This window comes from Vibrio sp. TRT 21S02 (genome assembly GCF_050113675.1).
Taxonomy (GTDB): Bacteria; Pseudomonadota; Gammaproteobacteria; order Enterobacterales; family Vibrionaceae; genus Vibrio.
In genome coordinates this window covers 278,342-303,326 of the sequence record NZ_JBNJOI010000005.1, presented here as the reverse complement: position 1 = coordinate 303,326, position 24,985 = coordinate 278,342, and the positions used below count along the sequence as shown (strand labels likewise).

The following is a 24,985-nucleotide window of genomic DNA, read 5'->3' as shown; positions in this document are numbered from 1 at the left end:
TGATAAACATGAATGAAGTACAAAGGCATCACGGTATCTTGTCGTTGCTGGAAGAAAATCAGACCATCAACGTCGCGCATATCATCGATGCGTTTAATGTCTCACCGGCTACTGCGCGAAGAGACATTTCAAAGTTAGATGAGTTGGGGAAGCTTAAGAAAGTTCGTAACGGTGCAGAACGTATTCAGGTTAAAAAGAAGAAATGGACTCCGCTTAATATCAACAGCACCGAGCATTATGAAGAGAAGTCTCTGATCGCCTTAAGAGCTGCCGCACTGTGTAAACCTGGCGATAGTGTCGTGATTAACTGCGGTTCAACTGCGTTTTTACTTGGCCAGAAGCTGTGTGGTGAGAATGTTCAGATCGTCACAAATTATTTCCCATTAGCGAGCTATTTAATTAATGAAGATCACGATGATGTCATCATCATTGGTGGTCAATATAACCGAGCACAGAATATCTTTTTAAACCCTTCCCCTGATTCATTGGGTGGTTATGCCGGCCATTGGATGTTCACCTCAGGCAAAGGGTTAACGGAAGCTGGGTTATATAAAACCGATATGTTAACTGCGGTTGCTGAACAGCAGATGTTAGAACAAATCGATAAGCTGGTTGTTGTCGTTGATAGTTCCAAAGTCGGGCAACGGACTGGCATGCTTTTTTGTCCAACCAACAAAATCGACATAGTGATCACTGGAAAGGACGCTGATCCGAATGTGCTAAATGCATTGCAGGCACAAGGTACTGAGATCATCTTAGTGTAGTGATTCCTTCCTCCTAACGGGTTTAAACAACAAGTAATACAGGCTCACACTTTTATTTTCGATAAAGGTGTGTGGCTTCCTACATCCAAAATTTGTGAAATAAGAAGGTGTTGCTATATGAGCAAAGTAAATGAAATCACGCGAGAGTCATGGATCTTAAATACTTTTCCTGAATGGGGGACTTGGTTAAATGAAGAGATCGAAAATACAGAGATTGAACCAAATACCTTTTCCATGTGGTGGTTAGGTTGCACAGGGATCTGGCTTAAGAGTGAAGGCAATACCAATATTTCCATCGATTTTTGGTGTGGGACAGGCAAAAAAACGCAGAAAAATGCTTTTATGAAGCATCAGCATCAAATGATGCGTATGGGTGGCGTACGTGAATTACAACCTAACTTACGGACATCGATCTTCCCGATGGATCCATTTGCCATCAAAGAAATTGATGCGGTAATGGCCTCTCATGATCATGCGGATCATATTGATGTCAACGTGGCTGCGGCGGTGCTTCAAAATTGTGGTGAGCATGTGAAGTTCATCGGGCCTCAAGCATGTGTTGATCTTTGGACTGGATGGGGTGTGCCAGAAGAGCGATGTATTGTGGCTAAAGTTGGGGACGTATTGGAGATTGGCGATATGAAGGTTCGAGTGCTTGATTCGTTTGACCGTACCGCGTTAGTTACACTGCCGGAAGGAACTTCATCGACTGACAAAGCGATCCTCGATGGTATGGATGCTCGTGCAGTGAACTACCTGATTGAAACATCGGGTGGTTCGGTTTACCACTCTGGTGACTCTCATTACTCGAACTATTACGCTAAGCACGGCAATGAATATCAAATTGATGTTGCCTTACTTTCATACGGAGAAAACCCCCGTGGTGTCACTGATAAAATGACCTCTTCTGATATTTTACGCGCGGCTGAGTCACTTGATTGTGAGGTGGTTGTGCCTTTCCACCATGACATTTGGGCGAATTTCCAGAATGATCCACGTGAAATCGAAGTGCTTTGGAAGATGAAAAAAGAACGGTTGCAGTATGGCTTTGCTCCATTTTTCTGGCAAGTGGGGGGGAAATATACTTATCCAACCGACAAGGGCCGAATGCATTATCAACATTTCCGCGGGTTCCGCGATATATTTATCGATGAGCCAGAGCTGCCGTTTAAGGCATTTTTGTAAATTGGTGAGTAAAAAAAGGGGGACTGAGGTCCTCTTTTTTGTATCTGGTGGATTTTTGAAGATGGTTTGAATGGTTACTGGTGTCTAGATGTGCAAAAGCTGGCATTAAAGCCAGCTTCTTTTCTTGGTTTAGCTCGTTACGACTTTTTTGTCCGTGCTTTTGTGTGAGTCTTTCCAGTATTGGATACGTACACGGTGTAACTGAGCTCGTCTTACTTTTTTCATTATGTCCCTCACGTTACGATAGGGCTCACTTTGAGTGAGTAACTAGCTGTTTTTACTATTTTTTACCAAATTAATGTAGTCGTGTTCCTACAAATTATCCACGATCTACTTCACATAAATGTATTTAACAACGATCACCTACATACATTTACGTGAACTTGATAACAGTTTGCGGCCGAAGGGTCAATGGCCTCATAGGAACTTCATGCAGAATTCATTCCGATGAGACATAAATGCAATCCAATCGTCACTAAACTGTCAACTTTTATGTAGGAGTGTAGTATTGGTCACCTTTTGTGAGAAAAAGTTCCATTTTTACATCAAGATTTATTATGGATATGCCGATACTGAATAACGAATAATCGTGTCTTTGGAGCGTTAGGTGGCATTGTTTTGACTATTTAGCAGCATGGTATGCGACAAATTCGACGTATATCACCGTTTCAGCTTCCTAAAATGAACTGATAGGAGCTGTTCGGTTAAAGCGCTGACTTATAGTACTTTTTGGTGATATTTTTATCATCTTTGATCTACTTTTTGTATAGAGGTTGAACTGAATAGGGGCACACGAATTGGAGGCCAACTAAAATGGACATCGATTATGATTATCATGTGTTTCGAGAGCGCGTAGAACAAACGATTTTCTTTTGCGAGCAAGATGGTGTGTGCGCGAGTTACAAGGATCTCAAGTTTGCCAGTGTGTTCCAGCCCATTTTTGACCGCAATATGAATGTGCATGGTGTTGAAGCGTTAGTACGAATCAAAGATCAACACGAACAGTATTATCGTCCTGATCTCTATTTTCGCTCGATTGAGCAAGATGATCATGAAACGCTTTTTGTTACGCTGATGTGTGCCGTGCTCCATGTCTTGAACTTTGCACGCTCGAGTTATCGAGACTCACGGATCTTCATCAATGTTGCTCCTTCGATTTTTGAATTGGTTGCCAATGATCAGGCAGCGATTGATCATTTGGTTTCAAACCTTGGCCGGCATCAACTGACATCGGATCAAATCACATACGAGATCATGGAGCTTCAGGGGCGTGATGATGCTCAAATGGTGTCGGGGATCAGCAAGTTGGCTGAGCATGGCATTCGTATCGCTTTGGATGATTATGGTGTGCAATGTTCAACGGCTGAGCGAGCGAAAACCATCCAGCCTGATTACTTAAAGCTCGATCGCAGTATTATCATGACTGATCCGGAAAAGGTAGTAAGTAATATTTCTTGCGCGATTAAGCTTGCTGGGCAGATCAATGCCAGAACGATTGCAGAAGGGATTGAGACAAAAGAAGTGCTGGATGCCTGCATGGATAATGGGGTGGATTATTTCCAAGGGTATTGGTTAGCACGGCCCGAAAAAGCACCGCCCATAGCACAGTGACATGAGATTTGATAAAGAAGGGGAGCATTTGCTCCCCTTCTTGTTTTCTTATTTAAGCTGTTATAGCTGTGATGGTTTCTCCTTACCACTGGCCCATGCGTACAACAGCTCAAGTGCGACAGTAGCCCCCGCTAGTGCGGTGACATCACTGTGATCATATGGTGGGGAGACCTCAACCACATCCATACCGACAATGTTCATTCCGGCTAAGCCACGCAAGATCTTCAATACCTTGTCTGAGTTTAATCCACCACAAACTGGAGTGCCGGTGCCCGGAGCAAATGCAGGATCAAGGCAGTCGATGTCGAATGTGACATAGACTGGCTTATCTGCAGTGATTTCGCGGATCTGTGCAACAATCTCTTCAGCGCTCATGTCGTTTGCTTGTATCGCATTGATCACGTTGAAGGCATGATCGCTTTGTTCGTATTCAGTACGAATGCCAATTTGCACGGAATGCTTGGCAGAAATTAAACCTTCTTTTGGCGCGTGATAGAACATGGTTCCATGATCATAGTTACTGCCATTCGCATAGGTATCCGTATGAGCATCAAAATGGATCAACGCCATTTCACCATGATGCTTTGCATAAGCACGTAAAATTGGCAGCGTGATAAAATGATCACCGCCAAGGGCTAACATGGTCTTGCCACTTTTCAGAATTTCAGCTGTTGCGGCTTCTAAGCGATAGGTAAAATCTTCTGCATCACCGCAATCGAACACCAAATCACCGGCATCAATCACGTTCATTTTTTCAAAGACGTTGAAATCCCAAGGGAATTTTTTACCTTCCCACGCTAAATTCACTGAGGCACGACGGATTGCGTCGGGGCCCATACGTGCACCCGGGCGGCCAGAGGTCGCCATATCCAGTGGTACACCGAGTACCACCAAATCGGCATCAGCAGCAACCGCATTACGTATGTATGGTCGGCGCAAAAAACTCATTGAATTTGAGTACAGCGAATAATCAGTTTTCGTAAACAAATCATTCATTTAAAAATCCTCTAGGTAGGTATAACCACGTAAACCTTGCTCAAGTTCTTCTAATACCTGATCTTGCTCATGGCTTGCAACGCGCTGGACAACTAACTCTTGGTAATTGGTGCGGATCTTGTCTACATCAATATGAACATAACGCATCATGTCTTCTACCGAGTCCCCTTCATCGATACGCTCAATGATGGATTGCCCTTGCTGGTCGACCGTTACAACCGCACTATGGGTATCACCAAACAAGTTGTGCATGTCTCCCAAGATCTCTTGGTATGCACCCACAAGGAAAAAGCCCATTAAATACGGTTTGTCTTTATTCCATGCGGGAACCGGTAATGTTGTTTCAATGCCTTGACCTTCAACATAGTGCTCAACAGCACCATCTGAATCACAGGTAATATCCAGCATCACCGCGCGGCGATCGTCTACCTCTTCTAAACCCGATAATGGCAATACAGGAAAGACCTGATCAATACCCCATGCATCTGGTAGAGACTGGAACAGAGAAAAGTTCACAAAGAACTTGTCTGCCAAACGCTCGTTTAACTCATCCAAAATTGGACGATGGAAACGGTTTTTTGTGCTCATTTGGCGGTTCAACTCATAGTAAATTCTAAGTGAGAGTTGTTCTGCCCATGCGCGCTGTTGCAAATTCAGCACACCCGTTGCGAATTGAGAGTGGACTTCTGCCAAATCACTTTGGGTGTCATTGTAAATCTCAATCAAAGCGCGTGCGTCACTACCATCTTGCAAGTTTTCCCAACTGCGCCACATGTTTTGTATAAGCGTTGGTGCATCGACTTCTGGTGCGATGACGGTTTCAGGATAATACGTCTCTGTACCGATCACGTTAGTGATCAACACCGCATGGTGCGCAGTAAGGGAACGACCTGACTCAGAAATGATCACGGGTTTTGGCTGACCATATTGCTGACACACATCACCTACGGTGTTCACGATATTACGAGCGTATTCAATTAAGCCGTAGTTCATTGAGTTCGAGGACTGACTGCGAGTGCCATCGTAATCAACCGCTAAACCACCACCGATATCAAAGAAATCAATTTTGGCCCCCATTTCACGCAATTCACAGTAGAAGCGTGCTGATTCATTTACACCATTACGGATATCACGAATGTTCGCCATTTGTGAACCAAGGTGGAAGTGCACCAGTTGCATCGCATCCAGTTGTTGCTCTTGTTTTAGGCGTTCGATCACGGTTAATACTTGCGAAGCAGACAAACCAAATTTGGACTTTTCACCACCACTTGCTTGCCATTTTCCAGCGCCTTGAGAGGCCAAACGAATTCGTAGCCCCAAGCGTGGTTTCACGCCAAGGCTTTTTGCTTCTTTCAATACCAGATCAAGCTCAGACAGCTTCTCTAATACGATGAAAACTTTGTGGCCTAATTTTTCACCAATCAGTGCAAGACGAATGTATTCGCGATCTTTGTATCCGTTGCACACAATGACTGAGCTGGCTTTCTGTGCCAGTGCCAATACAGCGAGTAGTTCAGGTTTACTGCCTGCTTCTAACCCAAGTTGTTTGGTTTCTAGTTGTGCTTGACTGGCAAGGATTTCGTCTACCACTTCTTTCTGCTGGTTCACTTTAATTGGGTAAACTAACAGGTAGTTATTCGGGTATTGGTACTCTTCAATCGCTTGGTTGAATGCCTGACAGATATTGTGCACGCGTTGGTGCAGGATCTGCGGAAAACGGACCAATACTGGCAGGTTCAGCTGTTTTGCTTCCAGTTGGTTAACGATTTGGCTTAAAGGTACTTGGTGCGTTTTATCACTGGTTGGAGAAACATACACTTCACCCTGATTGTCGATGCCGTAAAAGCCTTGGCTCCAGTAATGAACGTTGTAATCAGCGCGAACGCGGTCTAATTTGGATGGTTGTTCCACATCTAATCTCGCTAGAACAGAGAACGATACCAATGCGTTAGAAGTATTCGATTGGTATTAAACGTGAATCAGAAAGGCCTGAAATCACCCCTGACGCCTACAAAGATAGTGGTGTGGCGTCGGGCGCATTAACGGACAAAAAGCCAGCAGAGTCTAATGAATAAATTTTGTCGTCACGATTATTAATCGATGAGTTGTTGGATGTGCCGCATCAGCGCAAGAAACGGCATTGATTCTTGCGCTCAGTGATAAAAATTAGGTTTACGCGGCGTTCAATTGCAGGGCTAGATCACGGCCATTTCCGCGGAATTTGTCAATTGTGGCTGCGAAGTTTGCAGAAACATGGAGTAGGCGAGAATCCGGGTGATCGGCAATGTAATGGGCTTTTTCGCTGTCATTTTGCAGCGTATCCCACTTGTGATGGATGTCGCGGGCAAAATGCAAAACAGCGGCTAATTTGGGAGAAACCTCGGCATCTCGTGGATCATGAAAATGCTCAATGGCATCCACCATCTTGGCTGGGAACTTCCATGTTTTTGCGAGTCTGGCGCCGAGTGTGGGCGCTGAAATATCGAGCAATGCTTCTTGTACGGCTATCGGGTCAGCGCCAGCTTCCACTTGTTGCTGAATTCTGACCGCATCATCAGGTACAAGGGTGTGAATCATCAGTTCACCAATGTTATGCAAGATGCCTGTAGTGAAGACTTCATTGCTGTCAGAGCCAATCTCTTCTGCCAGCTTGCTAGCAATCACTGACACTTCAAACGTATCTGTCCAGTATTGTTCTATGTCTAAGGTTCTAAGTTTAGGGAAAGAGCTGGAAAGTACGGAAGCCACCACTAATGTGCGTACTGGCCCCGTTCCTACTCGCAATAATGCTTCATTGATTGAAGAGATGGTTTTAGTACCACCAAAGTGGGCAGAATTTGCCATGCGGAGCAGGCGGGCACTTAATACCTGATCCATCGCGATTTTATTGGTTAACTCGCCAAAATTTACATCATCCTGATTCACCATATCTAACAGCTCTTGCAGAACCTTCTGAATTCTGGGTAATTCGTTTAGACGAGAAATTAAGTCCGGGTGACTCATAATAGTCTCCATTCTTATGCTGTGTTTAGGGTCTTAAATATGGGTAAATAAACTATAGGTCAGGAAACGAAATTAATACAAAAGCATCAGAAGGGTTGATGATTCGTCAGCTATGAAGCCGCTAGCGTATGATGAATTTGCTGCTCTATTGTGTGGAACCGATTCGGTAATTGACGGTGATTTTTTTGAATCAGATACAAAGCTTCGACGACAGGATCGGTAGGTTGGTGAACGGTTAGATCTGCTTTATCAGAAAAGTTTTCTAGGACACTTTGTGGCAGTACCGTGAATCCTAATCCTTTTGAGATAGGCAATAAGATTTGGCTCAGTTGATTGATATAACTTCGAGTGGGTATCGCATCGATGTCAGTATTCATAAGTTTTTCATCACGACACTGTGCAAAATAGCGAGTGAGATAATGGTGGGCGTCGGGATGACGAATAAGCCCAAGTTCTGTCAGTTTTTCTGGTGTGATAGCGGTTGCGTTGCAGTGTGGTGGCAAAATCAAGCATAAGGGTTCGTTGGCTAGAAAGACGACTTTCAATCTTGCATCGTCAGGTTTGTGCGTGACGACTCCCATATCCAAACTGCCTTCAATGATCCCCTTGATGATTTTATGATTGGGGGCAGCCTCTAACTCTATGATCAGGTTGGGGTATTTACATTGTAAATCCAATAGCGGGGCATAGAGTGATAATGCGACGGCACCAGAACTTGCGAGTTTACACTCTCCGGCGAATGGGTCATCAAAGGCAAGCTGGGTAAATAAGGCGTGTTCAGACGCTTCGCACTGCTTGGCGTATTGATAGACTAACTTGCCTTGTTCTGTCAGCTCAAAACGTTTCTTTTCCCGCTGAATCAACAGGTGGCCGCAAGCTTGTTCTAGTTTTTGGATATGTTGACTGACGCCTGGCTGCGTCATGTGTAGCGTGTCTGCGGTTTTCGTAAAATGGCCAACATCGATTAGGGTTTTAAATGTGTTGAGCCAGAGTGGATTTAGCATAGGATTTTTGATAACAAGAAATTATTAAAATCAGAATATATAATAATTTCCTGTTTGTTAACGTCTTACCTAACATAAACCTCATTCAACGGGCAATGTCGCCCTCTTTTGAACGAGGTTAAATATGTCTACAGCATACCCAAGAGCATTTTCCCACATTGGCATTTCGGTGCCGGATTTAGAGGCTGCGGTTAAGTTTTATTCAGAGGTGTTAGGTTGGTACGTGATTATGCAGCCAACAGAAATTACTGAAGACGATTCAGCGATTGGTGAAATGTGCACTGACGTTTTTGGTGCAGGTTGGCAACGTTTTCGAATTGCACACCTTTCTACTGGGGATCGCATTGGTGTGGAACTCTTTGAATTTAAGAATCAGGAAAACCCAGAGAATAATTTTGAATATTGGAAAACCGGTGTTTTTCATTTCTGTGTTCAAGACCCTGATGTTGAAGGTCTGGCGGAAAAAATTGTAGCAGCAGGGGGTAAAAAGCGCATGAAAGCTCCGCGTTACTATTACCCAGGGGAAAAACCATATCGCATGATTTATATGGAAGACCCGTTTGGCAATATTCTTGAAATTTATAGCCACAGTTACGAGTTGCATTACGCAGCTGGCGCATACTAAGGGTGAGCTATCTTTGCTAGCACTTTAAAATAGTGTGCCTCTAGCGAGCATTTACTGATACTATCGAGCACGAATAGTCGGGGAGCCAACTGACAATGTCATTGGCTGAGATCGCATTGCGAGACCCGTTGAACCTGATTCAGTTAGCACTGACGTAGGGAACTATTGACGCGACTTTGTGTTGCGAAGTGCTTGTCATTATTGGCGAGCCATCAGTTCTTTACGTCTTGTTGTAGGAGTAATTATGCTGCCACAAGACATGACCCCCATAGTTCTTACCATTGCCGGATCCGATAGCGGAGGTGGTGCGGGCATTCAAGCCGACATTAAAGCGATTTCCGCCTCTGGAGGGTACGCTTGTTCTGTGATCACTGCCATTACCTCACAAAATACTCAAGGGGTGACGGCGATTCTACCAATTCCTGTTGAGCATGTTGCGAGCCAGTTAGACGCGGTATTTCAAGACTTAAATATCGTTGCTGTGAAAGTGGGCATGTTGGCCGATGCGGATATTATTCGTGTGGTGGCAAACAAAATCACTCAATATCAGCCTCACTTTGTTGTTGTTGATCCGGTGATGGTTGCGACCAGTGGCGATATGTTATTGCATGATTCAGCTATCGACACTTTGAAAAAAGAGTTGTTACCACTGGCTGATCTGATCACGCCGAATTTGCCGGAAGCCGCTGCCTTAACAGGTTTCGCTTTACCCGATAATGAAGAACAAATTGGTGAAATGATTGTGCCGCTTCGCCAATTGGGTGCGAAAGCCATTTTGCTCAAGGGCGGCCACTTTGAGCAAGATGAAAGCAGTAATGATGTGCTGATTGAGGGAGAGGCGATAGACGTACTGCGCTGCAAACGGGTTGCAACCAAAAATACCCACGGAACCGGGTGTACACTCTCTTCCGCCATCGCTTCCTATTTGGCTCAGGGAAACCGGCTACATAAAGCCGTGTACTTGGGTAAGCAGTACATCACACAAGCGATTACGCATGCGGATGAGCTGAAAGTAGGGCAGGGACATGGCCCTGTAAACCATTTCTTTACTGGACATATCAATGTTCGTTGATTCAGTTGTAGCGCTGGTTCACAGCGCTATGAAACCTATTCTGATCTTGTTTTGGCAATCGCTTACTCGTTTTACTTATAAGTGTTTTGATCTTTCCGCGAATTGACATCGAGTTGATAATTACCTTAATACCATCCACTACCATTCGCTAATGGTTCTACTGGTGAACGTACAAGTGTAAATTCGGTTGGTGTAACGTGAATACTCTGATTAATAATAAGCGACATGGTCTGATATTACTGGGCTGTTTTCTGACATTGATAGGGCCATTGGCTCTGACTGTCAGCCACATTGATTTGCTCGATCCCGTTTCTGATTCAACCGGTTTTCTTTTTACGCTTCTTACGGATTCGGCGGGCAGTAAAGGCTTTTTGTTGACACTGGTTGTCCTGTGCACACTTTGTTTACGCTTAAACCTAACCAAGCGAGAAATCTTAAGTAAGTTACTTCAACTGGGTGTGATTTTAGTGCTGTGTTTTGCGAGCAAAACTGGCCTTAAAATGGCGACAGAGAGCCCACGTCCATACACTCAATTGTTAGTGAACCAGCTCCTTATTCCTCAGGCTTCGCACTTCTACAACCTAAGCTCGGATCAACAGAATGAAGTGATTCAAACGGTGTCGACCAAAGTGAGTCCATGGCGTACTCATCATTGGTTAGGCGAAACGGATTACTCATTCCCATCTGGCCATACGATTTTTGCGTCCATTTGCGTGGCTTTCTTCGCGGGGCTATTTTTGCAGCATAAACGTTATGCGAGTGCTGGTGTGATCTTGTTGTGGGCATTAGGCGTTGCGTATAGCCGTTTGTGGTTAGGGATGCATCGACCGGTTGACCTCGTTGGTTCCGCAATGTTTGTGGCTTTGGTGTATGCGCTAGTGCCGGAATTCAATTTGTTAGCCGACCGTGTCATGCAAAAACTACCCAAAAACTGGTTGCATGGTCTATAAGTAGTATTAATGTCACTTTGAGATAGAATTCGATAATGAAGACAAGAGCTTCCCAAACTGGAATCACAGCCTTTTTCTGCGGGGCTCTTGCGGCATGTGCCCCTGATGTAGAGCAATCGGGACCAAAACATGAAATATGTGAATCATATCAACAGGGTAGGCCCATTGCGATACTGGGACACAGCCCTAATTTTGATGGCGAATGGTACGCCGACTGGTCTTATCAAATTAATCGCTTCAACCAACGCCACTCTGATATTCCCATCATCCCTGCCAACGAACTTTCCTCACTCGATATCAAAGATTACACCTTAGTTCTTGCTAAGAAAGGTGTGGGAGAATATCGCTTACAAGATAGATTAGAGACGCCATATTATGATTTTGTTATGGCAAAACTTGATGGTGAGCCGATTGAAGGGACGTTGCAGTACTTTACCTTAGAAAAAGAAAACCCCAGCCTCCTTGAAAGATACTGCCGACAGTAGCTTTCAAGGCTGAGCTTTTATCCGGTACATGATCACGTACCGATATTGTTTCCGCTTGCGATTACAAATCGCGTAATAAGGTTTCTAACTCTTCATTTGCTTCGTGGATAAGGTGGCTGAGTTCAAGCGCATCGTGATCGCTGAGCATCACCTCCCACTGAGTCGAGTTTCCCTGTCCTCTTAAGCGCGTTTTGTTCGCAATGGATTCAAATTGTAAATCGTCAAAACTAGAGCTGTGATGAACGTGGTTCTCTTTGATTTCGATATCAATGATCCCCACAGGGTTCACGGCAACGTGTGCATGCCAATGCTTGGCATTTTGAAGCAGATAGTTTCTGTGAACGGCTATCATAGCGTCCTCCTGAGTTGCAGCCACTGAAATTCATTTATTAGTGTAGAACAGCCGTATGAAATGCGGCGCGAAATAACAAGGAAGATTGATCTTTATTAATTGTGGTGAGAAAAGAGTTTACCTTTCAACAAATTAGTGTTGATAAAAATAACACTAACTCAAGCCGTATTTAGTATAACGGCACTAAAAATATTGGTGTATAGGTGACGCTAAATTCCGCGCTGAATAAAAAATATACTGATAAAACTCACATTTCTGTTTTTCTCTGCTTTCTTGTTGATAAATTCACCACTAATATATCTTCAAAATATTGAAGATTAGAGTTGTTATGCAATACATCAGCCGTGAAGGCTCTGCTGTGATTAATGTTGCTAAGTACTTACTTTCGGCCAACGTGGGTGAGCGAGTCAAAACCATTGATGCTCTGTCATCGGAGTTTGGGGTTTCGATAGGCTTTATTCAGAAAGCACTGACTACAATTGAGGAGCGTGATGCCGTACGGCTGCGTCGTCAGGGTCGCAATGGCACCATCATCGAAGCATTAAATGAACCCAAGTTAGTTCAGTTAGCGGGTATTGCTCATATGGTGTGTGCGATGCCACTGCCTTACACCAAGCACTATGAAGGCTTGGCCAGTGGAATTAAGGCGCAAATGAATGACTTTCCCGTTTTCTTTGCCCATATGCGTGGTGCGAATGTGCGTGCTGAGTGCTTGAAATTAGGAACCTATGATGTCGCGATCATGTCGCGGCTGGCTGCTAAAGAATATGCCAATGGGTTGGTTACGGCCTTGGACTTTGGCCCCTATTCTTACTCTAACCCGCATCGGCTGATCTTTCGTCAGGGTGAGTATGAAAAGATACAACGAGTCGGGGTCGACTTTGATTCTCCAGACCAAAAAGTCCTAACCGAGTTAGCGTTTGCTGGAAAAAACATCGAGTTGGTGGAAATCAGCTATAGCGAAGGTATCAACCTACTGCAAAGTAAGGCAATTGATTCAGTGGTTTGGCTTACAGAAGCCACAGATATGCAACGGCTTAAGTTAGAAGAAAAGTCATTGGATGAGTTTGAGCAGTGTGCACAGGCGTCGGAAGCGGTGATGTTAGTGAATAGTGACAGCCCACATATTCGTATTCTTTTGCGCAAGTTACTCAATATTGATGTCCTTCGTCGTCACCAACAAGCGGTGATCGATGGAGAGATCTCCCCAAGTTACTAGGTGGAACAATAATGGAACAACGATTAACCCTCTTGATGCAAAGCAAGGTGATTAGCGAACACAGCTATCAAGCGACGCTAAAAGTACTACCCGTACTGGTATCACGCTTTGGCGTGAATGAAGAAAATCAACAGTACCAGATGTTAGTGACTCACTTGGCACGGGCGGCGGACAGAGTCCTCAACAATGAGCAAATCGAAGCGGGTTTGGATGAAGAGACTTGGTTGGAGATCCAGCAAGAAGAGGGGTTTTCGGAGTTAATGGTACTCAATAATAAACTATTGGCGCTATATGGCATTGAAGCGGCGAATTCAGCAGAGACCAGTTTTCTGGTGAGTAATTTGTTTTCTTTGCAATGCGCAACCGACAGTGAGGCAGCGTCATGTTAATCGATCCGACCGGCTATACCTATTGCCATGAGCATCTGCACATCGACCTTTCACCTCAGAAAGGGGATGTCGATTGTCGGCTTGATCAATATGCGTTGATTGCCTCGGAAATGCGTGAGTTGGTGGCGCTGGGTGTTACGAACATTATTGAAGTCACTAATTCTTTTATGGGGAGAAATCCTCAATTTATTGAAGATTTAATAAATGACACTGGGATAAATGTTTTGCTATCGACGGGTCATTACATTGAAGGCTTTTTTCCTCCGGAAGTTGAACGAGACAGCGCAAAGCAATTGGCGGCACAGATGGTACGTGAGTTAGAGCAAGGGCTAGAAGGCAGCAAACTCAAAGCTAGTGTCATTGGTGAAGTCGGCAGCAGTGAGAATACCTTTACAGACCTTGAAAAGAAGGTCTTTGAAGCCGCCATTATTGCGCATAAAGAAACGGGAAGACCGATTTCTACGCATCAATCAATGAGCACAATGGGGCGTGAACAGGTTGCGTTTTTCCGTCGTCATCACGTTGATTTAGAGCGCGTCACTATCGGTCATTGCGATTTGAAAAGCAACTTGCAAGAGATTTTGTGGTTGATCGATCAGGGCTGCTACGTCCAGTTCGATACCATCGGGAAGAACAGCTATTTCCCGGATGAACAACGAATAGCCATGCTGGTGGAACTGTCCCAGCGTGGCCTTCTTGAACGGGTGATGCTCTCTATGGACATTACCCGACGCTCTCACCTCAAAGCCAATGGTGGCCTTGGATTTAGTTATCTGATCACTGACTTTTTACCAAGGCTTCGCGACGCAGGCATCAGTGAGAGAGAAATAGACATCATGATGAAACAAAACCCCTACCAATTATTCAAATAGGCACGGTTATGAAACGAATCGGAATCGCTGGACTTCAGCGAGAACAAATTAAACAGCAGATTGAACAGACGGCCCCCGGCCAGTTTGAGCTGCATATTCTCAACGATATGGATGCAGCAATGCAGGTCAAAGCAGGGCAGCTCGATTATTACATCGGTTGTTGCAACACCGGAGCTGGTGCCGCGCTTTCGATTGCCATTGCCATCATCGGTTTTGATAAGAGTTGCACCATTGCTAAGCCGGCTATTCAAGCAAAGCAAGATGAGGTGACACGTTTTATCGAAGAAGGTCGAGTGGCCTTTGGTTTGTCGGTGGAGCATGTTGAGCATGCGATCCCAATGCTAACTCAGTCTTTGCTCAGAGCGTAAGGATTTATTATGGACATCATGAACTTAGGATTAGTTGCTGTACTTTGTGCAATGACAGCACTGATAGCCAATATGAGTGCGGCCGTTTTCCACGATGGCATTCGCCCTATTTTACCTCAACTATTTGAGGGCAATATGACCCGCCGCGACGCAGGCTCTGTCGCTTTTGGTCTCTCCATTGGCTTTGTTGCCTCTGTCGGGATCTCATTTACCCTTTCTACCGGCCTGCTGAATCCGTGGTTGTTGTTTTTGCCCACCGACATTATCGGTGTGCTGGTTGGTAGTCGCATACTTGCTGCAGTCGGTGGTGCCATATGGGGTATTCTGGTCGTAACCTCATTGACGGCTGTGAATACAGTGCTGACAGGGCTACCGATTGACGCACTTGGTGCACTTGGTGAGCTGGGCACGCCAGTGATGTCTGCCTTTGCTCTGTTTCCTCTGCTGGCTATTTTGTACCAGTTTGGTTGGAGAGCAGGTGCAGTTGCAGCTGCCGTCGTCTTGCTATCGCGTCTACTGGTCATCAAATTTACAGGTATTTACCCTGAATCAATCCAGATCTTTGTCGGTATGTTGATGCTGATTCTTATCGCAGTGCGTAAAGATCTCAGTGATCGTAAGAATGGCATTGAGCCACCTGATATGTCAGGCATGCACAGCATTTTTGATGAGCGCACCAAACGAATTGTGAAACACTTGCCATTTTTGGCGGTAACTGGCGCTTTGATTGCCGCTGTTTCTAACGCAGGTATTTTTGCAGGCTCTGAAGTATCGATCTACTCATTGGCAGATGCGTACAAAATGACTGATCCGGCAGAACAAGATGCGGCTCTTCAACAGGTTGCTTTGTCTGAGTTTATGCGTGGCCTTGGCTTTATTCCTTTGATCGCCACTACGGCACTGGCAACCGGTGTTTATGGTGTGGTCGGAATGACGTTTGTGTTTGTCGTGGGTTACTTGTCACCAAATATCGCGGTCGCTGCAACATTGGGCGCGGTCACCATTTGTATTGAAGTCATGTTACTGCGTAGCGTAGGTCGTGTGCTGGAGCAATTCCCATCTATTCGTAATGCGTCCGACAACATTCGTAATTCAATGAATACCCTGATGGAGTTTGCTCTGTTGATTGGTGGTGTCTTGGCAGTAATGAAGATGGGTTCAACCACCGGCTTCACCATTTTTGCCATGCTCTACTTCCTCAATGAAGTGATGGGCCGCCCGGTACTTAAGATAGCAGCACCCGCTGTAGCTGCAATTTTGACCGGTATTGTGCTCAATCTACTTCATGTCGTTGGACTGTTCTCCGTTTAGATTTATCTGGCGTCGGCTTCCTCCCCCTAATTTGGAGCTGACGCCCTTTTCATTGGAATGTCGTTATGTTTGTAAACGCTTTACAAAAGCACAATCCAGCCTTGATTGATGCTGCGTTAGCTTTGCACAAGCAAGGTGAAATATTGCCAGACAGTTACGTATTGGATCTGGATGCATTTATTAACAATGCCAGAACCATTAAAGCCAAAGCCGACAAGCACGGCATTGCGCTTTATGCCATGACCAAACAAATTGGACGAAACCCATATCTGGGACGCTTGTTGGTCGATGAGCTTGGCTATGAAGGCATTGTTTGTGTGGATTTTAAAGAAGTTCGATTGTTTGCGCGTCACGGAATTAAAATCGTCCACGTTGGTCACTTAGTGCAGCCACCGCAGGCAATGCTGGACCAACTGATGAATGAAGTCCAACCTGACGTAGTAACGGTCGTAAGCATAGAAAAAGCTCAGGCACTCTCGCAAGCGGCGCAAAAGGTCGGTCGAGTTCAGAATATCTTACTGAAATTTTATGCTCCGGGAGACATGCTTTATACCAATCAGGAAACGGGCTTTCCCCTACATGATATTGAGTCAGTGGTTGCAACCATTCAAGCCTTACCGGGGGTGAAGATCACCGGTTTAACCCATTTCCCTTGCCTGCTGGCGGAGTATGATCAAGTTGTGCCCACATCCAATGCTCATACGGTGGCAAATGCGGCAAAACAATGTGAAGCATTGGGAATTGAACTGCAACAGATTAACCTGCCGTCGCTGACTTGTAGTGCATCGATGGCGACGTTGGCTCAACTCGGCGCAACCCATGTGGAGCCGGGCCACGCGCTCACAGGAACAACGCCACTGCATCAGTTTGAAACCGCCCAGCCAGAGCGTATCGCGATGCTCTATCTGAGTGAGATCTCCCATCACTATGAAGGGCAAAGCTATTGCTTTGGTGGTGGCTACTATCGGCGTGGTCATGCTGAGCACGCATTGATATGGCCAAAGTCCGGAGCTCCAGCTCAGAAATGCCATGTGCGAAATGATGAGCAGGCCAGTATTGACTACCACTTGCGCTTGACTGCACTGGCACCGGTTGGTTCGCCAGTCATCATGGCGTTTCGGACTCAGGTGTTTGTTACTCGCAGCGACATTGCCATTGTCGCGGGTATTCAAACTGGTCAGCCGCATTTAGTTGGGGTTTGGGATGCATTAGGTAACGAGGTGTAGCATGGCAAGGTTCATTGTAGTGGTTCTCGATGGTTTTGGTGTTGGAGAAATGCCAGATGTGGCAATGGTTCGTCCACAAGACCGTGGTGCCCATACCGCAGCTAAACTGCTGGAACATTTCCCGCTGAAACGGCTGCCAACGTTAGAGCGTTTAGGGTTAATGAATTTGGTACCCGGTACCAGCAATAAGATGCAACCTAACTCAAATGCCAATATCGGTATGGCGCAATTAGCCCATCATGGTGGTGATACCTTCATGGGGCATCAAGAAATCATGGGAACTCGTCCTGAAAAACCACTCGAAATGCCGTTTCAACAAGCGATTGAACCTATTGAAGAAGCGCTGACGCGAGCGGGATTTATCCACCAACGTGTATGGCGTGATGGCTTAGCAGCATTGATGGTGCAAGAAGCCGCAGTTATTGGTGATAACCTTGAAGCTGATCTAGGGCAGGTTTTTAATCTGTGCGCCAATTTTGACCAACTCAGCTTTGATAAGGTTAAACAGATCGGTGCAGTCGTACGCGGTGCCAATCCTGTTGGGCGTAATATCGTCTTTGGTGGCCATATCGGTGGTGTTGAACCCATTCTAAATGCATTGGAAACCCGCTGTGACGCGAGCGGGAATCCCGCTTTTATTGGTACCAATACGCCGGATACCGGTGTGTATGAGAATGGATTTGAAGTGGTACACCTTGGCTATGGGGTCGATCGCCTAACGCAGGTGCCGTATCTGCTCGACCAACAGAATGTGCACACTTGGTTGTATGGCAAGGTGGCTGATATCGTGCAAAACCCAGATGGCACATCATATTGTTCATTGGTGGATACCAACACCTTGTTTGATTTGCTGACTCAGGATTTAGCCAAATATCAACATGGATTTTTCTGTCTCAATGTACAAGAGACCGATCTCTCAGGGCACCAACAAGACCCAAGGCAGTATTGGAAAGTCTTGGAACGTGCAGATGCAAGGTTGGCTCAAGTGCTGGAGCAAATGAATCAAGAGGATGTTCTGGTGGTGATGGCTGACCACGGGAATGACCCATTTATTGGTCACACGCGTCATACTCGTGAACAGGTGCCCTTGTTGGTAGCTCGTCATGGCCTTAATGGGCGACGTTTAGGCCTTCGGTCAACATTGTCGGATGTTGGTGCCAGCGTCGCTGATTTCTTTGGTGCCAAATCCCCACAAAATGGCCAATCATTTATGCAACAGATCATGCCATAGCATAGGTTTAGTTGCGCGAATCTGCTTGCCATAGATACAAAAATTTAACCTTTGGTACTTCTGGCTATAGGCTGAGCTGGTTAAAAATGCCACTATGTTTCTTTTACGGAGGGCCAGTGGATGACCAAATCTGTTCAAAGTTTTCTTGCACCAGAAATTCCTAATGCATCGTTTGTTGATAGCTTTTATCGTGTGATGGAACTACCAGAAAAGGTAGAAGCGGTGGATGTGTACTTGCAATTGATGATTCGAACGCCTGAGTGGGTTGAAACACTGATGTCTTGGCGTAATAGCATCGTGTCGAAGATGGGGTTAAAGCACTTAGGAAACTTGAGCGATTTTACGCCAGATTTGACCAAGTCAGAGTATCAAACTGGCGATAAAATGGGCATCTTCACCCTGCGTCACATCTCTCCTCAAGAAGTAGTGGTCGAAGACAGAGATAAGCATTTGAATGTGTCGATATCACTTTATCTTGAACCACTTTTAGATGGAAAAACTCGCATTTACGTGACGACCGTGGTGCAGGTGAACAACTTGCTGGGTCACATTTACATGTTATTTGTCGCGCCAATGCATAAATTGATTGTGCCAGCTTCACTGCGGCAACTGCCTTATTTTCCATTGCCCTAAGAGTACTTTGTGAAACACAGACTTATAAGTATGGATCGACACTGAGCTGAGAAGCTTTATGAATAGACAATATTACGATTAGTCGCTTATCGGTGTATTAGGCCGCTAAACAATCTCTCTGTGTAGCGGCATGTCGGCTGAGTTAGGCTATGATAATACTTCTTCAAATAACACTTGTATCAGCTTTCTACCATTGTGGCTGTTCCAGTCTTGTGCAAGCTCTGCAATTAACTGATTCGTAGAGGTTAATGTAACGCCATGACTTTCCATTCGTCTTAGCGCTGTTTCATCCGCTAACGTTGTTGGAGAACCAGAACCATCGACAACAACTTGTACGTTGTAGCCGTTTTGTACCGCTGTAATTGCAGGATAAACCACACATACGTCAGTGGTGATACCCGCTATGATGAGGTTTTTTCGGCCAGTGGCCTGCACCGCTTGTGCAAAGTTGTGATCTTTCATGCTATCGACAATACCAGCACGAAGAATTCGGTTCTCATATGCTTCTGGCACAGCTTGAATTAATTCATCAAACAAAGGTCCTTGAGCTTGGTCTTCCATGCTTGAGGTCAAAATCAACGGCATTTCTGTCGCCTTAGCTGCACGCGCCAAAGCAACGGTGTTTTTTTTAATAGCTTCAAGGCTTGTCGAGCCAACCCAGCCCATCGTTCCTATTTGGTGGTCGATTAATAGCATGGCTGAGTTTTCTGGAGTAAAGGTCGTTGTATTCATAATTAACTTCTCTTTTAAGGGTGAGTGGTTTGTACTTTTTGCAAGTGCAGTTGCTTAATTCTTTGAACACCTGCGATTAAGTTCTTTGTACTGCTGTGAATGGAAGAGCCATTGCTGACGAATGCTTGTTGTAACGGTGTGCCAGAGATAAAGAGGAACTCCGCTTTTTGCTGTGTTGCTTTGATATCGATTGGTTCCATATTTTTTTCGAAAATACCGAGTTCACCTGCTGATATTTGTTTATTGCCTATTTCTATAGAGCCATGGAGTACAAAAACAAATGCAGTCGTTTGTGAATTGTTTTCGTTATGTTGCCATGTGTCTTCTGCATCACTGTTGATGTGTAAATACGTCATATCGACAGGCGCTTGAGCGGTACTGTGTACCCCGTTATGTGTTCCAACTAATACCTTGGTTGTGGAAGTTGGTGTTTCAACAATAGGGATGCCATTTTGGGGTAGTGTCGAATAAGTCACTGGCCCCATCTCTTGTTTTTCTGCTGGAAGAGCAACCCATAGCTGAAATGCGTCAGCTACATGGTGAGTGGGATGAATGATCTCTTTATGGAGTACGCCTGCACCAGCCGACATAATTTGAATTCCCCCCGCTTCTAGAAAGCCAGAGTGCCCCCCTGTATCTTCATGGGCAATCCCCCCCTTTTGTGGATAGCTGATGGTCGCTACCCCTGAATGACCGTGAAAACCGAAGCCAGTAGCTTGTTCAATATGCGGAATATAGAAATGATCCCAAAGGACGAAAGGGTTGAGATCTGCAACATTAGCAGAGGTCATATAACTATGTACGGGGCCATGCTTAAGCCCATCTCTTATTGCTTGGATTTGTCTACTCATATCATACATTCAGAATTTAAATATCTTAGATGCATGGTATGACAGAGCCTATTATTTGATTAGATGGTATATTTAATTTTCTTAATCCCATTTTTGTAAGCAATGAAATGAACCTGAATGACATTAAGGTGTTTATCTATGTTGTTGAAGCCGGTAGTTTTGCCGCTGCTAGTAAAACTTTGGAGATGCCCTCGACAACAGTAAGTCGAAAGGTACAGATGCTTGAAGCTGCACTCGGTGTAAAACTGCTCCATAGAAGTACTCGAAAGCTATCATTGACTGAAGAGGGGCAGCTTTACTTTCAGCGTTGCCGCCAACATTTTGCTGCGTTAGAAGAGGCGAATGAATGGATACAAGACACTCAACAGGAGCCTAAAGGAAAAATTCGTATCACGTCGCCAGTGGATTTTGCCATCAAATATGTTCATCCGTGGATTGTCGATTTTATCGATAGGTATCCGAATGTCGCTGTTGAGCTGGATACATCGGATGAATATGTAAACATGATTGAGGATCGAGTAGATATTGCATTTCGTTCGGGAACACTGTCTGACTCATCACTAATTGCGCGAAGACTTGGACCAAAACAAAATGTGTGTTGTGCAAGTCCGGAATTTCTCAAAACGATAGGAAACATTGTTGTACCAGAAGATCTTGAGCAGGTTGGCTGTATCGTTTACGGAAAGTCTTTAGCTCAGGCTCGCTGGCATTTCATCAAAGGTGGGCAATCCATTCATATACCAGTATCAGGTAAGTATGCGACGAATAGTATGAAATTAGTGGTAGAAGCTGCGTTAGAAGGGGTGGGGATAGCTTACGTACCGATTACATTAATAAATGCTTATCTGAAAAGTGGTCAATTAGTTCAGGTGTTAGCAGATTACGATACACCTAAATCCAACATGTTTATTATTTATCAATCCCATCGATATATGGCTAAACCAGTTCGGCTCTTCATTGACCATGTAATGAATAAAGTTACTCAAGCAGACTTTATGGAAATACCGAATTCATAGTGAATATTCTTCATGATGTTTGATTGGAGATTGCCATTACTGGAAAACAAAAAGAGCGCATCATAGTGATGCGCTCTTTTTGTTAGTTAAGCGAATGTGTTTTAGCCGAAGATAAAGCTATACAAGAAACCAGCACCAATCGCCATGCTTAGGATGACAGTGACAAAAGCAATGATCATTTGGTTTTTGAAAATTGACTTCAATAAAATGACTTCCGTTAAGCTCGCGCCAGCACTACCAATGATGAGCGCCATGACAGAGCCAAGTGCCATGCCTTTTTTCACCAATGCCGCACTCAGTGGGATCACTGCTTCTGCACGAATATACAGAGGAATACCAATCACCGCGGCCACTGGAATGGCATACCACTTACCTGCGCCTGCGTATTGAGCAATGAGGTCCGTAGGGACAAAACCGTAGATAAAGGCACCAATTGCAATACCCAGCATGAGATATGGGAATACTTGTTTAAAATCTTTCCATGTAGATAGCCAGATCTTCATCCAACGAGAAGGTGCTTTTGGTGTTGCGACCAAGGTGGCCTCCCCAGCCGTTGAGCAACAAGATACTTCAACTGTCGGCTCTGGTTTTGCTGAGCAGCAACTGGTTTGAGGCGCAGGTTTAGTGTCGCCACAGCCAGTTGGCGCGCAAGAAGATGTTTGTTTTGGTTTGCTGTCACCGCATGATGATGTTCCGCAACTGCTGGCGGAAGCCGCTTCATAGGCTTCTGGTTTAACGTAGCGCTCAAAGCCCAGCTTTTCTAGCAAGATTCCCGCAGAAATAGAAACGCCTAGTGCAACCAAGAAGTAGAATAGGGCGACTTGCCAGCCAAATGTGACCACAAAGAGCCCGATGATCACTGGGTTGAGTAGTGGGCTGGCAAACAAAAACACCATCATTGGGCCAAAGCCAGCTCTGGCACGCAATAGTCCTTTAAGGAATGGAATCGTTGAGCAAGAACAAAATGGGGTAATTGCCCCCAAAAGTGCAGCCACGAAATAGCCTTTGCCGTTACGCGAGCTCAGGATAGATTGGATTTTCTCAGCGGTCAGAAACTCCTGCAATACGCCCACAATATAGCTAATGGCTAGAAACAAAATGATCAGTTCAGTGGCAAGGAATGCGAACATGCCTGCCGCTTCTTTTGCCATCAGAATGAATTCGTTACTCATAACATAACTCCAAAACTTGAGGTTCAGAATGAGCATGTTGCTCATTTCTATTATTCTCGAATTATAGAAATTATAAGATAATGATCAACTAATATTTCGACTTTTTTCGAAATGATTTTGTTTTTATATAAGTTTCAAATGCTTAACTATGAATAAAGTGGCAATTGAAAATATATTATATTTCCACTATTATCGAATTATTCTTTGTTGAGGATTTTCACTATGGAATTAGAAGCCGTTGCAAAAGCGCTGAAAGAGTTAGGGCACCCAACCCGGCTCTCCATTTATAAAAGTGTGGTGAAGGCAGGTTATCAAGGTATTGCTGTGGGGGGGTTACAAGATAGCCTTAGCATTCCAGGGTCTACGCTATCACATCATATTTCGAGCTTGGCATCGGCGGGTTTGATCACCCAGCGTCGTGAAGGGCGAACCTTATATTGTGTTGCTGAATATCAGTGTCTCGATAACGTGATTGGTTTCCTACAAGATGAGTGTTGTAGCGATGAAAAATGTCAATGAATCTGTCGATTTTGATTCGATCTGGAAACAGTATCAGAACAACCTAAAACGATTTCTTCATTCTAAAGTCAGTAACAGCAGTGATGTGGATGATCTGTTTCAAGACATCATGCTCAAAACCCACCAGAACTTGGCAACGGTGAAAGACACAACCAGCATCAAACCTTGGCTGTACCAGATCGCCAACCGTGCCATTATTGATTTTTACCGTAAGAATGCGAGGCAACAGCGTCTTGCAGATGTTGATGCATCAGAGCTGTGGTTTGAGCAAGAGCCCGAAAGCATAGAACAAGCGATGTCAGAATGTGTTGCGCCGTTTGTTCAGGCATTACCGACCCAAAGCCGTGAGTTAATGAAAGCCATAGAACTGAAAGGGCAGAGTCAAAAGCAGCTGGCAGACAGCCAAGGTATTCGCTATTCCACATTGAAATCACGGGTACAAAAAAGCCGCAATGAACTTAAGCAGCTGTTTGAGGATTGCTGCTCGTTCTCGTTTGATCGCCAAGGAAATATGATTGAATGTAACGAGAAATCAAAGGGTTGCTCAAAGTGCTAAATTTATTCTTAAAAAATTGATGCTTTTTTTCGTCTTTCTTTTTTGTTGTTCGTCTTAAGAGATGTAACCAAAGTAAAGTTGCCGAGCGGCCTTTACTGTATTCACAGAATAACGATGAGAAACCGTCATGATTAAAATTGTAAGTTTTAAAATTTGCCCATTTGTCCAACGCGTTACTGCTGCATTAGAAAGCAAACAGATCCCGTATGAAATCGAATACATTAGCCTGAGCGATAAACCGCAATGGTTCCTTGATGTGTCACCCAATGGGCAAGTGCCTCTGCTACTGACAGAGTCTGGACAAGCGCTTTTCGAATCGGATGCCATTATTGAATACATTGATGATGAATTTGGACCGCTAGAGCAGCTCAGTAACGAGCAAAAAGCGTTGGATAGAGCTTGGGCTTACTTGGGTGCTAAGCAGTATATGCCTCAATGTGGCACCATGCGTTCTAAAACCAAAAACACATTGACTGAAAAGGTCGCCAATCTTGGTAAAGCTTTTGCGAAAGCCGAAGCTCAATTAACAACTGGCCCTTTCTTTAAAGGTGAGCAGTTAAGTAAAGTGGATATCGCTTGGTTACCTGTACTACACCGCGCACACATTATTAAAGCGCATACTTGTTTTGACATGTTAGCGGGTTTCCCTAAGGTGCAGGCGTGGCAACAAGCGTTACTTGCAACTGGACTTGTTGAGAAGTCGGTAGCAGACGATTTTGAAGCGGCGTTTACGGGTTTTTATTTGTCAGATGAAACCTACCTAGGCAAAGGTGAGGACTGCAAAGAAAATCAAAGCTGTGGCACCAACTGCTGCTAATTGATGGTGATGACATAAAGTAACCA

Annotated in this window: 27 protein-coding genes and 1 riboswitch; of the genes, 19 read left to right on the top strand and 8 right to left on the bottom strand. The window is 44.8% G+C overall.

Features of this window, described 5'->3' with window-relative positions; genetic code table 11:
* Positions 1-8: 8 nt before the first annotated feature.
* The 3 genes from ulaR to ACQEXU_RS09095 all read left to right on the top strand — a co-directional run bounded on the left by ulaR (position 9) and on the right by ACQEXU_RS09095 (position 3,560).
* Complete coding sequence (gene ulaR, locus ACQEXU_RS09105) at positions 9-764, top strand: HTH-type transcriptional regulator UlaR (RefSeq protein ID WP_427010555.1); 756 nt, start codon at positions 9-11, stop codon at positions 762-764.
* A gap of 117 nt (positions 765-881) precedes the next feature.
* Positions 882-1,949 (top strand): L-ascorbate 6-phosphate lactonase, encoded by a 1,068-nt coding sequence (gene ulaG, locus ACQEXU_RS09100; RefSeq protein WP_427010554.1) that lies wholly within the window; start codon positions 882-884, stop codon positions 1,947-1,949.
* An 813-nt stretch (positions 1,950-2,762) separates the two neighbouring features.
* The gene (locus tag ACQEXU_RS09095; protein WP_427010553.1) at positions 2,763-3,560 is read left to right on the top strand and encodes an EAL domain-containing protein; all 798 of its coding nucleotides are present in this window, start codon (positions 2,763-2,765) and stop codon (positions 3,558-3,560) included.
* 60 nt (positions 3,561-3,620) lie between these two features.
* Here the strand turns inward: ACQEXU_RS09095 and speB are convergent, their stop codons facing one another.
* The 4 genes from speB to ACQEXU_RS09075 form a co-directional block, all read right to left on the bottom strand.
* Positions 3,621-4,556, bottom strand: a complete 936-nt coding sequence (gene speB, locus ACQEXU_RS09090) for an agmatinase (protein ID WP_427010552.1) — start codon at positions 4,554-4,556, stop codon at positions 3,621-3,623.
* Positions 4,557-6,467 (bottom strand): arginine decarboxylase, encoded by a 1,911-nt coding sequence (gene speA / locus ACQEXU_RS09085; RefSeq protein ID WP_427010551.1) that lies wholly within the window; start codon positions 6,465-6,467, stop codon positions 4,557-4,559. It lies immediately after the preceding gene.
* Between the two features lie 261 nt (positions 6,468-6,728).
* The gene (locus ACQEXU_RS09080) at positions 6,729-7,559 is read right to left on the bottom strand and encodes an HDOD domain-containing protein (RefSeq protein WP_427010550.1); all 831 of its coding nucleotides are present in this window, start codon (positions 7,557-7,559) and stop codon (positions 6,729-6,731) included.
* A 110-nt stretch (positions 7,560-7,669) separates the two neighbouring features.
* Positions 7,670-8,563 (bottom strand): LysR family transcriptional regulator, encoded by an 894-nt coding sequence (locus tag ACQEXU_RS09075; RefSeq protein WP_427010549.1) that lies wholly within the window; start codon positions 8,561-8,563, stop codon positions 7,670-7,672.
* Positions 8,564-8,687: 124 nt separating this feature from the next.
* Here ACQEXU_RS09075 and ACQEXU_RS09070 point away from each other — a divergent pair, with 124 nt between their 5' ends.
* The 4 genes from ACQEXU_RS09070 to ACQEXU_RS09055 all read left to right on the top strand — a co-directional run bounded on the left by ACQEXU_RS09070 (position 8,688) and on the right by ACQEXU_RS09055 (position 11,695).
* Positions 8,688-9,188: a lactoylglutathione lyase family protein gene (locus tag ACQEXU_RS09070; protein ID WP_427010548.1), complete on the top strand. Its 501-nt coding sequence runs from the start codon at positions 8,688-8,690 to the stop codon at positions 9,186-9,188.
* A gap of 68 nt (positions 9,189-9,256) precedes the next feature.
* Positions 9,257-9,366: riboswitch (TPP riboswitch) on the top strand.
* A 66-nt stretch (positions 9,367-9,432) separates the two neighbouring features.
* Positions 9,433-10,260, top strand: coding sequence for a bifunctional hydroxymethylpyrimidine kinase/phosphomethylpyrimidine kinase (gene thiD / locus ACQEXU_RS09065; protein ID WP_427010547.1), 828 nt, complete (start codon positions 9,433-9,435; stop codon positions 10,258-10,260).
* Between the two features lie 197 nt (positions 10,261-10,457).
* A complete protein-coding gene (locus tag ACQEXU_RS09060; protein ID WP_367990544.1) occupies positions 10,458-11,210 on the top strand; it encodes a phosphatase PAP2 family protein in 753 nt (250 codons plus the stop codon).
* Positions 11,211-11,245: 35 nt separating this feature from the next.
* Complete coding sequence (locus tag ACQEXU_RS09055; protein WP_427010546.1) at positions 11,246-11,695, top strand: hypothetical protein; 450 nt, start codon at positions 11,246-11,248, stop codon at positions 11,693-11,695.
* Between the two features lie 61 nt (positions 11,696-11,756).
* On the opposite strand, the gene ACQEXU_RS09050 is transcribed toward ACQEXU_RS09055, so the two are convergent.
* Positions 11,757-12,047, bottom strand: a complete 291-nt coding sequence (locus ACQEXU_RS09050) for a hypothetical protein (protein WP_367990548.1) — start codon at positions 12,045-12,047, stop codon at positions 11,757-11,759.
* Positions 12,048-12,375: 328 nt separating this feature from the next.
* On the opposite strand from ACQEXU_RS09050, the gene yhfZ reads away from it, so the two are divergent.
* From yhfZ to ACQEXU_RS09010, 8 genes are all read left to right on the top strand, one after another.
* Positions 12,376-13,266, top strand: a complete 891-nt coding sequence (yhfZ, locus tag ACQEXU_RS09045) for a GntR family transcriptional regulator YhfZ (protein WP_427010545.1) — start codon at positions 12,376-12,378, stop codon at positions 13,264-13,266.
* An 11-nt stretch (positions 13,267-13,277) separates the two neighbouring features.
* Positions 13,278-13,655, top strand: coding sequence for a hypothetical protein (locus ACQEXU_RS09040; protein ID WP_427010544.1), 378 nt, complete (start codon positions 13,278-13,280; stop codon positions 13,653-13,655).
* Complete coding sequence (locus tag ACQEXU_RS09035) at positions 13,649-14,527, top strand: phosphotriesterase-related protein (RefSeq protein WP_427010543.1); 879 nt, start codon at positions 13,649-13,651, stop codon at positions 14,525-14,527. Before ACQEXU_RS09040 ends, ACQEXU_RS09035 begins: the two co-directional genes overlap by 7 nt.
* Positions 14,528-14,535: 8 nt before the next feature.
* Positions 14,536-14,895 (top strand): DUF2620 domain-containing protein, encoded by a 360-nt coding sequence (locus tag ACQEXU_RS09030; protein WP_367990558.1) that lies wholly within the window; start codon positions 14,536-14,538, stop codon positions 14,893-14,895.
* A gap of 9 nt (positions 14,896-14,904) precedes the next feature.
* The gene (locus ACQEXU_RS09025; protein ID WP_367990560.1) at positions 14,905-16,206 is read left to right on the top strand and encodes a YhfT family protein; all 1,302 of its coding nucleotides are present in this window, start codon (positions 14,905-14,907) and stop codon (positions 16,204-16,206) included.
* A 65-nt stretch (positions 16,207-16,271) separates the two neighbouring features.
* Complete coding sequence (locus tag ACQEXU_RS09020) at positions 16,272-17,432, top strand: YhfX family PLP-dependent enzyme (RefSeq protein WP_427010542.1); 1,161 nt, start codon at positions 16,272-16,274, stop codon at positions 17,430-17,432.
* Position 17,433: 1 nt separating this feature from the next.
* The gene (locus ACQEXU_RS09015) at positions 17,434-18,663 is read left to right on the top strand and encodes a phosphopentomutase (RefSeq protein ID WP_427010541.1); all 1,230 of its coding nucleotides are present in this window, start codon (positions 17,434-17,436) and stop codon (positions 18,661-18,663) included.
* Positions 18,664-18,783: 120 nt separating this feature from the next.
* Positions 18,784-19,296: a DUF2867 domain-containing protein gene (locus tag ACQEXU_RS09010; protein ID WP_427010540.1), complete on the top strand. Its 513-nt coding sequence runs from the start codon at positions 18,784-18,786 to the stop codon at positions 19,294-19,296.
* Between the two features lie 147 nt (positions 19,297-19,443).
* Here ACQEXU_RS09010 and ACQEXU_RS09005 read toward each other — a convergent pair whose 3' ends face one another.
* Positions 19,444-20,028, bottom strand: a complete 585-nt coding sequence (locus tag ACQEXU_RS09005; protein ID WP_427010539.1) for an isochorismatase family protein — start codon at positions 20,026-20,028, stop codon at positions 19,444-19,446.
* 14 nt (positions 20,029-20,042) lie between these two features.
* Positions 20,043-20,879: a pirin family protein gene (locus ACQEXU_RS09000; RefSeq protein ID WP_427010538.1), complete on the bottom strand. Its 837-nt coding sequence runs from the start codon at positions 20,877-20,879 to the stop codon at positions 20,043-20,045.
* 107 nt (positions 20,880-20,986) lie between these two features.
* Here ACQEXU_RS09000 and ACQEXU_RS08995 point away from each other — a divergent pair, with 107 nt between their 5' ends.
* Positions 20,987-21,895, top strand: coding sequence for a LysR substrate-binding domain-containing protein (locus ACQEXU_RS08995; RefSeq protein WP_427010537.1), 909 nt, complete (start codon positions 20,987-20,989; stop codon positions 21,893-21,895).
* A 101-nt stretch (positions 21,896-21,996) separates the two neighbouring features.
* Here the strand turns inward: ACQEXU_RS08995 and ACQEXU_RS08990 are convergent, their stop codons facing one another.
* On the bottom strand, positions 21,997-23,067 hold the full coding sequence (locus ACQEXU_RS08990) for a permease (protein WP_427010536.1): 1,071 nt from the start codon (positions 23,065-23,067) through the stop codon (positions 21,997-21,999).
* 222 nt (positions 23,068-23,289) lie between these two features.
* Here ACQEXU_RS08990 and ACQEXU_RS08985 point away from each other — a divergent pair, with 222 nt between their 5' ends.
* The 3 genes from ACQEXU_RS08985 to ACQEXU_RS08975 all read left to right on the top strand — a co-directional run bounded on the left by ACQEXU_RS08985 (position 23,290) and on the right by ACQEXU_RS08975 (position 24,959).
* The gene (locus tag ACQEXU_RS08985) at positions 23,290-23,586 is read left to right on the top strand and encodes an ArsR/SmtB family transcription factor (protein WP_367990574.1); all 297 of its coding nucleotides are present in this window, start codon (positions 23,290-23,292) and stop codon (positions 23,584-23,586) included.
* The gene (sigZ, locus tag ACQEXU_RS08980) at positions 23,570-24,142 is read left to right on the top strand and encodes an RNA polymerase sigma factor SigZ (RefSeq protein WP_427010535.1); all 573 of its coding nucleotides are present in this window, start codon (positions 23,570-23,572) and stop codon (positions 24,140-24,142) included. Before ACQEXU_RS08985 ends, sigZ begins: the two co-directional genes overlap by 17 nt.
* A gap of 127 nt (positions 24,143-24,269) precedes the next feature.
* Positions 24,270-24,959: a glutathione S-transferase family protein gene (locus tag ACQEXU_RS08975; protein WP_427010534.1), complete on the top strand. Its 690-nt coding sequence runs from the start codon at positions 24,270-24,272 to the stop codon at positions 24,957-24,959.
* Positions 24,960-24,985: the final 26 nt, after the last annotated feature.